Origin of the sequence: Sorangium sp. KYC3313 (genome assembly GCF_052075895.1) — a bacterium.
Taxonomy (GTDB): Bacteria; Myxococcota_A; Polyangia; order Polyangiales; family Polyangiaceae; genus Sorangium; species Sorangium cellulosum_B.
Genome location: NZ_CP197255.1, coordinates 7,062,691 through 7,075,753, shown reverse-complemented (window position 1 = coordinate 7,075,753; position 13,063 = coordinate 7,062,691). Strand labels below are relative to the sequence as shown.

At 71.4% G+C, this 13,063-nt stretch carries 10 protein-coding genes; 4 read left to right on the top strand and 6 right to left on the bottom strand.

The genetic code is table 11. The annotated features are described in order from the left end of the window. Positions 1-38: 38 nt before the first annotated feature. Both ACSRUE_RS27430 and ACSRUE_RS27425 read right to left on the bottom strand, forming a co-directional pair. Positions 39-464 carry a hypothetical protein gene (locus ACSRUE_RS27430; protein WP_441286171.1) on the bottom strand — a complete coding sequence of 142 codons (426 nt, stop codon included), beginning with the start codon at positions 462-464 and terminating at the stop codon, positions 39-41. 567 nt (positions 465-1,031) lie between these two features. Then, positions 1,032-2,018, bottom strand: a complete 987-nt coding sequence (locus ACSRUE_RS27425) for an alpha/beta hydrolase (RefSeq protein WP_441286170.1) — start codon at positions 2,016-2,018, stop codon at positions 1,032-1,034. A gap of 170 nt (positions 2,019-2,188) precedes the next feature. Between ACSRUE_RS27425 and ACSRUE_RS27420 the strand changes: the two genes are divergently transcribed. The 3 genes from ACSRUE_RS27420 (at position 2,189) to ACSRUE_RS27410 (ending at position 5,942) form a co-directional block, all read left to right on the top strand. After that, positions 2,189-3,595 carry an FAD-binding oxidoreductase gene (locus tag ACSRUE_RS27420; RefSeq protein WP_441286169.1) on the top strand — a complete coding sequence of 469 codons (1,407 nt, stop codon included), beginning with the start codon at positions 2,189-2,191 and terminating at the stop codon, positions 3,593-3,595. A gap of 131 nt (positions 3,596-3,726) precedes the next feature. Next, positions 3,727-4,599, top strand: coding sequence for an alpha/beta fold hydrolase (locus ACSRUE_RS27415; RefSeq protein ID WP_441286168.1), 873 nt, complete (start codon positions 3,727-3,729; stop codon positions 4,597-4,599). 107 nt (positions 4,600-4,706) lie between these two features. Continuing rightward, positions 4,707-5,942, top strand: coding sequence for an MFS transporter (locus ACSRUE_RS27410; RefSeq protein WP_441286167.1), 1,236 nt, complete (start codon positions 4,707-4,709; stop codon positions 5,940-5,942). Positions 5,943-6,053: 111 nt separating this feature from the next. On the opposite strand, the gene ACSRUE_RS27405 is transcribed toward ACSRUE_RS27410, so the two are convergent. Further along, positions 6,054-7,079 (bottom strand): LacI family DNA-binding transcriptional regulator, encoded by a 1,026-nt coding sequence (locus tag ACSRUE_RS27405; protein ID WP_441286166.1) that lies wholly within the window; start codon positions 7,077-7,079, stop codon positions 6,054-6,056. A 66-nt stretch (positions 7,080-7,145) separates the two neighbouring features. Then, positions 7,146-8,405: a phosphoglycerate dehydrogenase gene (serA, locus tag ACSRUE_RS27400; RefSeq protein ID WP_441286165.1), complete on the bottom strand. Its 1,260-nt coding sequence runs from the start codon at positions 8,403-8,405 to the stop codon at positions 7,146-7,148. A 217-nt stretch (positions 8,406-8,622) separates the two neighbouring features. Here serA and ACSRUE_RS27395 point away from each other — a divergent pair, with 217 nt between their 5' ends. Next, positions 8,623-9,789 (top strand): S1C family serine protease, encoded by a 1,167-nt coding sequence (locus tag ACSRUE_RS27395; RefSeq protein ID WP_441286164.1) that lies wholly within the window; start codon positions 8,623-8,625, stop codon positions 9,787-9,789. A 152-nt stretch (positions 9,790-9,941) separates the two neighbouring features. Here the strand turns inward: ACSRUE_RS27395 and ACSRUE_RS27390 are convergent, their stop codons facing one another. Further along, entirely contained in the window at positions 9,942-11,318 is a 1,377-nt protein-coding gene (locus tag ACSRUE_RS27390) for a DUF1552 domain-containing protein (RefSeq protein WP_441286163.1), read from the bottom strand. Continuing rightward, positions 11,315-13,015, bottom strand: coding sequence for a DUF1592 domain-containing protein (locus ACSRUE_RS27385; protein WP_441286162.1), 1,701 nt, complete (start codon positions 13,013-13,015; stop codon positions 11,315-11,317). The genes ACSRUE_RS27390 and ACSRUE_RS27385 overlap by 4 nt, the downstream gene beginning before the upstream one ends. Positions 13,016-13,063: the final 48 nt, after the last annotated feature.

The following is a 13,063-nucleotide window of genomic DNA, read 5'->3' as shown; positions in this document are numbered from 1 at the left end:
AGCCCCCCCCGGGGCGCCTGGCCTCCAGGAGCTTCGCGCTAGAACCTGCCGCAGCCGCCGCCCCAGCCGGGCCTGCCGCACGGCGGCTTGAAGCCGCCCCAGGGGCTGTTCCAGCCGTAAGGCCTGTAGTTCCCGAAGTTGCCCCAGTTGTTCCAGCCCGGGTTACCCCAGCTGTTCCAGCCTGGGAAGACCCCATTGCCGCAGCCCGCGTTCCAGCCCCCGTTCGCAAAGCCCGGATTGCCCCAGCCCCAGCTCGGGTCGGTGAAGCCCCCGGGGGCGCCGTTGCAGCTCCGCGCCCCGGTGACGTCGCCGGACAGCGCCTGGGAGGCCTCCTCCACCGTCACGGCCTCGTCCGCATCACGCGCGTCGACGTCCGCCTCGCCCGCGCCCACCGCGCACCCGGTGGTCAGCGCCGCCATCGCCATCGCGACGCACATCAACCTGGTATTCAACAGCTCGACCATTTCTCCTCCTTGCCCGGCCCGCGACGTCTGCAGGACCGTCGCGCCAGTCGGGTTGCGGAGAGAGCAGCGCTCATGCCCGAGAGCTGGTGTGCAGAGCCTGCCGCTCGAGGGCGCGCGCTGCGGGCGCGAGGCAACGACAAACCGACATTCCTAAACAGCGCACGACCCCGCGGTGATCCTGCGTATCCCCCGCGCCGGATCACTGCGCAGAGAAGGCGCTTCCAGGCGCGCCCGGCGCGCCTCGCGCAACGCGGCGGCTCCGGCAATAACACGCCTTTCGCGCGCTGCGGATTTCTCGGCGCGGCGCGCGTCGACGAGGCGTCTCCGACGATGTCGAGCCTCCGCGCCGACAACGTGAGACAATGGGCGACAACACCGCAGATGCGTTCGCCGTCCTCAGGCCATCAGCGCCGCCCCGATCGGCGCGCTCAGCCCATCTCCTCTGCGCTCGTGTACGCAAGAGTGCTCAAAAAGGACGCTCCGGGCATCCCGCGTCGCGAGCGTCAGGGGTCCTGTCGAGTCGACCCCATCCTCCGCCGGGCGAGCGCGGCGGCGGCGCGGGGCCGCTCAGGGCGCGGCGATCCAGGTCTCCCAGGCTCGAGAGAAATCGTCGGCGTGGATCTCGTGGCCGCGCCCCGGGTGCACAACGAGCTCGTGCTCCCAGCCGTGCTGCGTCAGCACGTCGGCGAGGTTCTCGGCGCTCGCGATGGTGGAGGCGAGCTCGAGCACGCCGACGGCGATGAAGATCGGCGGCCGCTCCTCGGAGAACAGGTGCTCCTCGATGACCATGCGCCCCGCGCCGACGAGCGCCGCGCCGTTGACGGCGACGAGGCCTTCGAGCGCCACGTAGCTCGCGAAATAGCCGCCGTTGGAGAAGCCCATGACATAACGCCCGCCGAACGTCCTGCCGAGGATCCGCGCCATCAGCGCCTCTGCGCGCATCCACTCTTCGAGCAGGGCGGGCGCCTCGGCGTCGACGGTCTCGCGGCGCGTCGGCCAGCAGGAGTAGGTCTCCACGGACGGATCCCAGGTGCAGAGCCCTGGTCTCCCGCGCGGGAACACGGCGACGGCGCCGAGCGCCTCGGCGGCCTCCGCGGCGGTGGCCTGCAGGGCCACGGGCAGCGAGTCGGGCGCCATGGCCCCGTGCAGCACATAAAGGATCGGCGCGCCGCGGAGCGCGGTCTCCGGCACATGGAAGCAGGTGTGGTCGTCCAGGCCGATCCACCCTGCCGAGCACCAGTCCGTCTCGACCGGCGCCCAGCTCAGCGCGCCGCCCGCGCCGCCGCCCTGCCCGCCCGCGTTCCCTTGCTCGCTCGCGCCCGACGCGCCGCTGCTCGCCGCGAGCGGCTCCGGGGTGGCGCCGTGCCCGCCGCCCTCGGCCGCGCCGCCCTCGGCCGCGCCGCCCCCGCCGCCCTCGGCCGCGCCGCCCCCGTCGCCCTCGGCCGCGCCCGCGGCGCTGGGTCCACGCGGCGCCTCGCTGGCAGCGCGCTCGCACGCGGCCAGCGCCAGCACCGCCATGGTCGCCACGATTGCCGCGAGGTCCGCCCTGTCCATGCGCGCTCCTCGATCAAGATGCCCTGTCGGTCGTGGCGCCGCAACGCTCGCGCGGCGCGCCGCGCGGACTCCCGCCGGCGAAGCGACCCGCTCGGCGCGCCGGCCTCGGGGTGGGATGCGGAGATCGCCTGCCCTTGCCCTCGCCACCGCTCCGCAGTACCGAGCCGAACATGAGCCCACTTACCGGCCTCCCCGGCCCCTTCCTCGAGGCCATCCAGCGTGAGTTCCCCGCGGATTTCCTCTCGACGGACGCCGCCGATCTCGCGACGTTCGGCCGCGACTGGACCAAGGTCCACGAGCCCAGGCCCTCGGCCCTCGCGCTGCCGCGGTCGACCGACGAGGTCTCGCGGCTGCTCCGCCTCTGCTCCGAGCACCGCGTCCCGGTCGTGCCCTCCGGCGGCCGCACGGGGCTCGCCGCCGGCGCCGTGGCGGCCAGGGGCGAGCTCGTCGTGTCACTCGATCGGATGCGCAAGATGGGCCCGGTCGACGTCCTCGGCGCGACCGTGCGGGTCGAGGCCGGCGCGGTGACCGAGGCGGTGCACCAGCACGTCGCGCCGCACGGCCTCACCTGGCCTGTCGACTTCGCCTCGAAGGGGTCGAGCCAGGTCGGCGGCAACATCGCCACGAACGCCGGCGGCGTGAAGGTCATCCGCTATGGCCTGACGCGCCAGTGGGTCCTCGGGCTCACCGTCGTCACCGCGAGCGGCGCCGTGCTCGAGCTGAACGGCGCGCTCGAGAAGAACAACACGGGGATCGACCTGCGCCAGCTGTTCATCGGCAGCGAGGGCACGCTCGGCATCATCACCGAGGCGACGCTCAAGCTCACGCGGGTGCCCGAGGCGCTCAACGTGTTCCTGTTCGCGGTGCCCGACCTCGCCGGCGTGCTCGCGCTGTTCCGCGAGGCCCGGACGGGGCCGTTCGTGGTGATGGCCTACGAGTTCTTCACCGAGAAGTGCCAGGCACGCCTGCGACGCCACCGGAACGTGCGTGTGCCGCTCTCCGCGCCGTCGGACTACTATGTGCTCATCGAGGTCGAGCGCGGCGAGCCCGAGGCGCTCGAGGCGTGGATCACCTCGCTGTTCGAGCGCGGGCTGGTCACCGACGGCACGCTCGCGCAGCACGGCGCGCAGGCCGCCGAGCTCTGGGCGCTCCGCGAAGGGATCAGCGAGAGCCTGTCGGCGACCGGGCTGCCGCACAAGAACGACGTGTCCCTCCCCATCCAGGAGCTCGAGGGCTTCTGCTCCGAGCTCGAGAGCCTCTTCGAGGCCCGCTATCCAGGGTGGGAGATCGCGCTCTTCGGCCACATCGGCGACGGCAACCTCCACATCAACGTGATGAAGCCCGACGACCTCACGCGCGAGGAGTTCCTGAAGCGCACCCACGAGGCGGATCACGCCATCTTCTCGCTCGTGAAGAAGTACCACGGCAGCATCTCCGCCGAGCACGGCATCGGCCTGCTCAAGAAGGATTACCTGCCCTACTCGCGCTCGGCCGAGGAGCTCGCGATCATGCGGTCGATCAAGCGGGCGCTCGATCCGCTGAACCTCATGAACCCGGGCAAGATCATCGACGTTTGAGCGCCTCCCGCTCGCCCCCTCCGCTCCGCTCGCCACGACCCCGGACCCCCATGTAGCAACCATCGATTCACCCCGTGACCGCGCGGCAGAGCGCCGGCGGCCGCTCGACGGAATCTGCGCAAGGAGAGACGATGACCCTCGACGAATCCAAGCTCTCGCACCGGTTCACCGAGCACGGCGGCGTGCGCCTCCACTACGTCGAGGCGGGCGACGGGCCGCTCGTCGTGCTCCTCCACGGCTTTCCCGAGATCTGGTACTCGTGGCGCCACCAGATACCCGCGCTGGTCGAGGCGGGTTACCGCGTCATCGCGCCCGACATGCGCGGCTACAACCTCTCGGACAAGCCCGAGGGCGTCGCCGCGTACGCGATCGCCGAGCTCACCGCGGACGTGGCCGCGCTGATCCAGGCTTCCGGCGCGGAGCGCGCCGCCGCGGTGGTCGGCCACGACTGGGGCGGCGGCGTCGCCTGGGGGTTCGCGGCGCGGTATCCGGCGCTCCTCGAGCGGCTGGTCGTCCTCAACTGCCCGCACCCCGGGCGGCTGTTCGCCGGGTTCCGCACGGCGCGGCAGCTCCGCAAGAGCTGGTACATGTTCTTCTTCCAGCTCCCGAAGCTCCCGGAGCTCGCCGCGCGGAAGGACGATTTTGCGTGGCTCCGCGCGGCGGTGAAGGACGACCCGCGGCGCCCGGGCGCGGTGAGCGACGAGGATCTCGCCCATTACGTCGAGGCGTGGTCGCAGCCCGGCGCGCTCACGGCGATGATCAACTACTACCGGGCCCTCTTCCGCCCGGGCAGCCTTCGCGAGCTCGGCGGGCCGCCCCGCATCGACATCCCGGTGCAGGTGATCTGGGGCGAGCACGATCGCTATCTCGGCGCCGAGCTCGCCGCGCCGGATCCGGCGCTGGTCCCGAACGCCCGAGTCGCCCGCATCCCCGACGCGAGCCACTTCGTGCACTACGACAGGCCGGAGAAGGTCAATCAGCTCCTCCTCGAGTTCCTGCGCTGACGCCCTCGCGGGGCAGCGCGCGCGGCGCGACCGCCGGCGAGGCGCGTTTCCTGACGCACGTACCCGTTTGACACGGCGGAGCGACCGATCGAACCTGGCGGGCGCTCATGCTCCGCCGCATCCCTGATCGCAACATCTGGCTCGTCTTTGGCGCGATCTTCCTCCTCGGTCTCGCGTACGGCATCGCCATCTCGCTCACGGCGGTCTTCCTCGATGCGCGCGGGTTCACCAAGACCGACATCGGCCTGCTCGCGTCGTGCTTCGCGCTCGGCATCGTCCTGCTCTCGCTGCCGATGGACACGCTCATCCGCCGGTTCTCGGCGAGGGCCACGCTGGTGCTCGCGCTGGTCGGGTACGCGGCGGCGGTCGGCGCCTTCCCCTTCCTGCCGAGCTTCGCCGCCATCGCCGCGGTGCGTTTCCTCGACGGGGCCTGCTCGGTCGGCATCTGGGTGAGCTGCGAGACGATCCTGCTCGCCCGGTCGGACAGGGACAACAAGGCGTTCGTCACGAGCCTCTACGCCGTGTCGATGGCGCTCGGCTACGTCCTCGGGCCGCTCTGCGCGCCGCACATCGTCGCGCTCTCCTCGATGCCCGCGGCGTTCCTCCTCTCGTGCGTGATCTCGCTGATCTCGGCCGTCCTCGTGCTCGCGCGCCTCGACCGCGACCTGCCGGGCATGTCCGAGGCCCACGGGAAGGCCGGCGCGGCGAGCGGGGCGGAGCCCTCGGCGTCCTCCGCCTCGATCCTCTGGCGCATCAAGACCGCGTGCTTCGCGACCTTCGCCTACGGCTATTTCCAGGCGTCGGTCGTGCTGTTCCTCCCGCTCTACCTGATGGCGGAAAAGGGGGTCACGCGCGATCAGACGATCCAGATCCCCGCCTACTTCGCGGTGGGCATGCTCCTCTTCACCAACGTCTTTGGCCGGATCGGCGACCGCCGCGGCCACCTCCTGCTCATGCGCGCGCTCGGCACGATCGGCACGCTGATGATCCTCGGCTTCGTGTACCTCGATCGCTACGACGCGATGTGCGTGGCCGTGTTCGTCGCGGGGGCGACGCTCGCGTCGATATCGCCGCTCAGCCTGGCGCTCCAGGGCGTCGTCACCGCGCCGCGCGACTACAGCCGCGCGAACTCGATCTACAACGTCTTCTACGCCGCCGGGATGCTCCTCGGCCCCCCGGCGTCGAGCGCCATTTACCAGGCCGCGGGCGGCATCGCGATGATCTACCACCTCGCGGTCCTGTGGGCCGCGTTCGTCGTGTTCACCGTCGTCTTCGCGGGTGACGACCCGGCCGCGCGGCCCAGCGCCGGAGAGCGCGCCAGCGTCCCGGTCTGGAATGAATAGCGCTCTCCCCATCGCGCGGCGATCGACGTAGAAACAGCCCCGCTCGCCGCGCAGATTCGCCAGCTCGCGGCGGCACACGGCGAGGCGCCCGATCGCGGATCCTCGCCGGGCTCAGAGATCGCAGCCGCACGACCGCCGGACGATCAGCTCCGTCGGCAGCTCGATCCTCCGCTCGGCCTTGCCCGTCTGGATGAGGTCCACCAGCGCCTGCACCGCGCGGTAGCCCACCCCGTCCGTCGGCGCGCGCACCGTCGTGAGCGCGGGCTCGAGGTGGCGCGCCGACGGCGCGTCGTCGAAGCCGACGACCGAGATCTCCACGGGCACGCGCTTGCCCGCGGCGCGCAGCGCCTCCATCGCGCCGGCCGCGGCGTGGTCGCACCACGCGAAGATCGCGTCGAAGTCGACCCCCTCGCGCACCCACGCGAGCGTCGCGGCCCGCGCCTCCCGCGCGTCGAAGCCGCGGCGCATCAGGCGCGGATCCACGGCGATGCCGTGCTCGGCGAGCGCCTCCCGGTACCCCTCCGCGCGCGTCGTCGAGTCCTCGCTCTCCGAGACGCCGTGGAGGAAGGCGATCCGGCGCCGGGCGTGCGCCTCGATCAGGTGCCCCACGATGGCGCGCGCGCCGGAGGCGTTCTTGATGATCACGCTGGGCAGCGGGACGTCCGCGGGCGACGACTGGTACAGGAGCACCGCCGGGCACTCCTGGTGGACCAGCTGCTGGAGATCGGCCTCGTGGACGTAGTGGCCGAAGAGGAGCACCCCGTCCGTGTTGTGCCGCCCGACGAGGCGCCGCGCCGGCGCCTCCGGCCTCACGGAGAGCAGCACGTCATAGCCGGCCTCGGCCGCCGAGGCGGCGATGGCCCGCACGAGGCTGGAGATGAACTCGGTGCTGACGTTCGGCAGGAGCAGGCCGAGGACACCCGTCTTCCCCTGCGCGAGGCTCCTGGCGGCGGTGTTCGGCACGTAACCGAGCTCGTCGATCACGGCCAGCACGCGCTCCCGGGTCTCCGCGCTGTACTTGCCCCTGCCGTTCACCACGCGGCTGACGGTCGCGGGCGAGACGCGAGCGCGCTTGGCGACCTCCTCGATCCGGATCTGCGGCCGCGGCCCCGGCTGGATCGTGAACGGCGGCGACAAGGCGGGGCACCTCCCGGGGCCGGGGACGCCGGCCGGGGCGCGGCGGCGCCCCGGCCCGACGCGGCTTCAGTAGAGCACGCGGGTGCGGAGGCTCGTCTCCAGGGCCCCGATGCGCCGGCCCACCTCCGCGGACACGTCCTGCGACAGGTCCATGATCAGGTAACCGATGTTGGCGTCGGTCGACAGGACCTGGCTGTCGATGTTGGCGTTCACGTCCGACACGATGCGGTTCACGTCGCGGAGCACGCCAGGCACGTTGCGGTGGACGTTGAGGATGCGGTGCGTGGCCTTGAGCGGCGGGAGCTCGACGTTCGGGAAGTTCACCGCGCCCGTCGTCGCCCCGGTGGTCACGAACTGCGTCAGCGCGCGCGACACCTCGCGGCCGATCGCCTCCTGCGCCTCCTCGGTCGAGCCGCCGATGTGCGGCGTCAGGATCACGTTCGGGAGCTTCTGCAGCTCGGTCAGGAAGCCGTCGGAGTTCGACTCCGGCTCCTCCGGGTAGACGTCGATCGCCGCGCCCGCGAGGTGGCCGCGCCTCAGCGCCTCGGCCAGCTCCGGGATCACGACGACCGAGCCGCGGCTCGCGTTGAGCAGGTACGCGCCCTTGCGCATGTGCGCGAGCTCGGCGGCGCCGATCATGTTCCGCGTCTCCGGCGTGGCCGGCACGTGGAGCGAGACGAAATCCGACTCCTCGAGCAGCGCCTGCAGTGTCGGCAGCGCGCGGTTGTTGCCCATCGGGAGCTTCTGGGCGATGTCGTAGTAGACCACGCGCATCCCCATCGCCTCGGCGAGCACGCCGAGCTGCTGGCCGATGTGGCCGTAGCCGATGAGGCCGATCGTCTTGCCGCGGATCTCGTAGCAGGCCTTCGAGACCTTCTTCCATGTCCCCGCGTGCACCTCGCGCGACCTGTCCCCGAGCTGCCGGGCCAGCATGATGGACTCGGCGATGATCATCTCGGCGACGCTGCGCGTGTTGCTGAACGGCGCGTTGAACACCGGCACCCCGCGCCGGTTCGCCGCATCGAGGTCGACCTGGTTCGTGCCGATGCAGAAGCACCCGATGGAGAGCAGCTTGTCCGCCTTCTCCAGCACGCGCGCGGTGACGTGCGTCTTGCTCCGGATGCCGAGCATGTCCACGCCCGCGAGCGCGGCGATGAGCTCGTCTTCCTTCAGCGCAGAGCTCCGCGTCTCGATCTCGAATGATCGCGACCGGAACAGCTCGTGCGCGCTCTGGTGGATGTTCTCGAGCAGGAGCACCTTGACGGGCTCCTTCGCGACAGGGGGGGTCGTCTGAAATTTCGTTGGTGAGGGCGTCATGGGCTTCATCCGTCAAGGCCACCTCTACCGCAACTTCGCCCTTTTGCATCCCAGGATCCGATCCGACGCCGACGCGCGCCGATGCCGGAGCGCGACCGTCCTGCGCATCGGTTCCGCGCGTCGGTTCCGCGCATTCGTTGCGCGCGGCAGACTGCCGCGCCGCCGCGCAGGCCGACGGCGCGCCGCAGGGGAGACGCCTCGCCGATAGCAAGCTAGATTGCGCCGCATGCGCCACCGCAGCCACGCTCGACTCCCTGTCGTCCTCGTCGTCGCCGCGCTCGCCGCCTCCGCTGGATGCAAGGGGAAGCCCGGCCCCAGCGGCCCGTCGCCCGACGCGACGAAGGTCCCCGACGCGCCGGCGACGTCGGCGACGATCGACACGACGCCGCCGCCCGTCCCGCCCTCGAAGGGCGCGCTCATCGAGGACGAGCGCAACTCGATCGCCGTGTTCCGCGACGTCGCGCCCTCGACGGTGTTCGTGACGCAGCAGCGGCTCGTCGTGGACCGCTTCTGGGGGACGGCCGTCGAGGTGCCCGCGGGCTCGGGCTCCGGCTTCGTCTGGGACACCGACGGGCACGTCGTCACGAACTACCACGTCGTGGCCGGCGCGCAGTCGCTCGTCGTCCGGCTCCAGGGGGAGAAGACGTTCCCGGCGAAGCTCGTCGGCGTCGAGCCGCGCAAGGACATCGCGGTCATCAAGATCGACGCCCCCAAGGACATGCTGAGGCCGATCCAGGTCGCGCCCCTGCGCGAGCCGCTCGAGGTCGGGCAGAAGGCGATCGCGATCGGCAACCCGTTCGGCCTCGATCACACGCTGACGACCGGCATCATCAGCGCGCTCGGCCGCCAGGTCCAGGGCGTGGGCGAGGTGACCATCCGCGACATGATCCAGACGGACGCCGCGATCAACCCGGGCAACTCCGGCGGCCCCCTGCTCGACTCGAGCGGGCACCTCATCGGGATGAACACGATGATCTTCTCGAAGAGCGGCAGCTCCGCCGGCATCGGCTTCGCCGTGCCGTCGACGACGATCGCGCGGATCGTCCCGCAGATCATCAAGACCGGGAAGGCCGAGACGGTCGGCCTCGGCATCCAGCTCGATCAGTCCCGCCGCCTGGAGCGGCGCAACGGCATCCGCGGCGTCATCATCATGGCCATCGTCCCGGGTGGCCCCGCCGACAAGGCGGGCCTGCGCGGCCTCTCCGAGGGCGATCGCGGGCTCGTGCTGGGCGACGTGATCGTCGGGATCGACGGAACGCCCGTCCAGGACTATGACGGGCTGTACAACGCGCTCGACGGCAAGAAGCCGGGCGAGAAGGTGAAGGTCGACGTGCTCCGCGGCCCGAGCGGCGAGAAGACCACCGTCGAGGTCGCGGTCGAGCTCCTCGGCTGACCCGCCCCTCCCCGATTACCCAAGCGCCGGCGGAGCTCGCCCGCACAGGAGACGGGCCCAGATCGGCGTTTTCGGCGCGGAGGCGTACTCATGTACGCTGAGCACCGAAAACGTCGAGGTGGGCCCGTCTCCGCAGCGGGCGAGCTCCTCGCTCAGGCAACGATTGCGTCGACTAGCCCGCCTTCGAGGCTCTCGTCGCCGAAGTCGTCGAGCGGGCCGCCCTGGCCGTTCGTGCAGCCGACGGCCGCGCCGATCGTGTTGAGCAGCTTGTTGTTGGTGACCCGCTGGTCGATGAACTGGCCGGTCTTCAGGTAACCCGCGGCGCCGCCGGCGAGGATGTACGGGACCCTCGAGTAGGAGTGGTACTTGTCGGCGTTGTCGTTGAGCCACACGGCCACGCCGCGGTCGAGGAGCGTCCCCGAGCCGAGATCGTACGACGAGAGCCTGTCGAGCAGGTGCTTGAAGATCCGCGCGTGGATGCGGTCGATCTGGTGGTGCAGCTCCTGCGCGCCCTCGATCGGCGGGCCGACCTCGCCGTCGCCGTCGATGCGGTGAGAGATCTTGTGGTAGCTCTTCTGCCGCACGCCGTGGATCGTGTACTCGGTCCCGTCGTTGCCGTCGCCGACCTGCAGCGTCGCCGCGCGCGTCGCGCCGCACGCCATCGCGAGCGCGATGATGTCCATCTGCATGCGGGCGACGGTCTCCATGTTGTCGTGGCTGCCGACGTTCGGGGAGATCGCCTCCATCTCCGCGACCCGCTCCGGCGGGAGCGCGCAGGCGAGCCCGACCTCGAGGTCGCGGATGCTGTCGAAGTGGAGCTCCAGCCGCTCGCGGTCGCCCTGGCTGAGGTCCTTCCGGCGCATGAGCGCCTGCATCTGCTCCCGGACCAGGTCGTTCACGCTGGCGCGGCGCGCGGCCAGCGCCTTCGCGGCCGCGGCGTCCACCTCGGCGAGCCCGAAGAGCTTCTGGTACGCCTTGTACGGGTCGCGCTCGGCGGCGCGCAGCTGCTTCGGCCCGCGGTACGAGAGCACCTCGTTGATGTAACCGGCCTTCCTGCCCGCGTAGAGCGTCAGCGGCTCGACGCCCGCCGGGTTGAGCTCGGTCGCGATGCGGTTGTCGATCGACTCGCCCATCGCCAGCGACTCGTTGCCCGCCGGATCCTCCGACACCTGCGCGGCCGTCAGGCACTGGTTGCCGCCGCCGGAGTGGCCGCACCCGTTGCCCGGGAACGCGAAGCGGACGCCGCGCACCAGGATCAGCCGGCTCGCGTAGTCCTTGAGCTCGCTGACCGCCCGATCGGCGTCCGCGGCCATCGACTCGGCGGTCAGCGGGCCCGGCGCGCTGGGCCAGAACATCTCCGGCTCGTCGCCGACCTGCTGCGCGACGCCGTTGGCCTGGCGCATGAAGATCGCGAAGGGCGGCGCGTCCCCCGCGCCGGCCGCGGCGCGGCGCGGCGCGAACGTCTCCAGGAACGGGAGCGCCACCGTGACGCCGAACAGGCCTCGAAGCACACGTCGTCGGGTGATCATGGCGCCTCCGCGGGAACGCGAGCGAGGAAGGGAGTGGAGGAGACGATCCGGACGATGAGCTCCTTGGTCGAGGTGCCGCCGCGCGACGCCTCGCCGAGCTCCTCGACGAGCGCCCGGTCCTCCGCGCGCGCGCCGCGGCCGTGGGTGAACTCGAGCCAGCGCTCCGCGTAGCACGTGTGCGCCTCGCCGCTCTCGGCGAGGAGCTGGCTGAACTCGATCGCATCCGCGTAGCTCCTCGGCTGGCCGCCGAGCGTGTAGGCGTCCGCGGCGTTGACCGGCGCGCCGTTGTCGGTCGTGCGGTACTTGCCGATCGCGTCGTAGTGCTCGAAGGCGAACCCGGCGGGGTTGATGAGCAGCCCGTGGCACGACGCGCCGCACGTCCCCTTGCCCGTGTGCGCCTCGACGCGCTCTCGGTTGGTCGCGAGCTCGCCCGGCGGCAGCGAGGTCGCGTCGTCGGGCGGCGGCGGCAGCGTGGCGCAGAGGATCCTGAGGTTCACGAAGACGCCGCGGTGGATCGAGTCCGGCTGCCGCGCCGTCGCCTTGGCCGCGAGGAAGCCGAGGCGCGTGAGCAGCCCCGAGCGCTCCCCCTCGTCGAGCTCCACCCGCTTGAACTCGTCCGAGAAGTCCCCCTCGACGCCGTAGACCGCGGCGAGGTGATCGTTCACGAACGCGGTGCGCGCGGTGAGCAGGTCGGTGAGCCCGCCCTCCTCGTCGAAGACGACGTGATCGACGAAGAGCTCCGCCTCGCGCTGCATGTCGTCGCCCATCTCGGGGACGAACTCGGGGTAGAGCGCCTGGTCCTTGTTGAGGTCGTGGTACTGCTCGTAGTCGTAGAGCTGCCGGTGGAACGCGCCGACGACCTCGCGGGCGCGCTGGTCCTCGAGCATCCCCCCGGCGTAGGCGCGGACGGCCTCGCGGGTCGAGAGCTCGCCCGCCTTCGCCGCCTCGAGGAGCGCGTCGGAGGGCATCGTGTTCCACAGGGTGTAGGCGAGCTTGCTCGCGATCTCGTGTCCGCCGAGCGGGATGAGCCCGCCCTCCGCCGGCCCGGCGCCGATCTCGACGCGGTAGATGAAATGGGGGGACTGCAGAAACGCCTCGAGCGCCGCGCGGACGCCCGCGGCGAACGGGTCTTCGCCCTCGAAGAGCTCCTCGCCGCGGTGGAACAGCGCGACGTACGTGTCCCGCTCCTCGTCCGTGAGCGGGCGCCGGAACGCCCGCTCGCCGAACCGCTCGACGAACGCCTGCGCCCGCGCGTCCGGCGCGTCCGGCAGGTCCGCCGGCGCGATCCGACCGAGCTTGCCCTGGTCGGCGGTCACCATCGCCGCGAGCTCCTCCGCGGCGCGCTGGTAATCGCCCCAGAGGCCCGGCGTCACCAGGAGCGCCGCCTCGTTGTTGTCGAACACGCCGCCGAGCGGGTCGCTCGTGAACGACGCCGAGAGGCCGGGCCGGTCGTCGAGGCGCAGGAGGTCGCGCACCGTGTTCTCCCACTGCGCGTGGGTCAGCCGCGGAAACATGCTGCGCTCGGCGACCTCGGGCCCGGCCGGCCCGCCGGGAATGACGCCATCCCCGTCGCCTCCCCGCGGATCACCCACGGCGCCCGTACACCCCGAGATCAGGAGCGCTGCGACGCTCAGCTGCGCGCCGAGCAGCCGCCGCCACCGCGGGAAGGCGGTCAATCGACAAGCCGGTGAGATCATCGAGCTCTCCTGATGAGCAGACCGATTGTGTACGCAGGAGACACACCT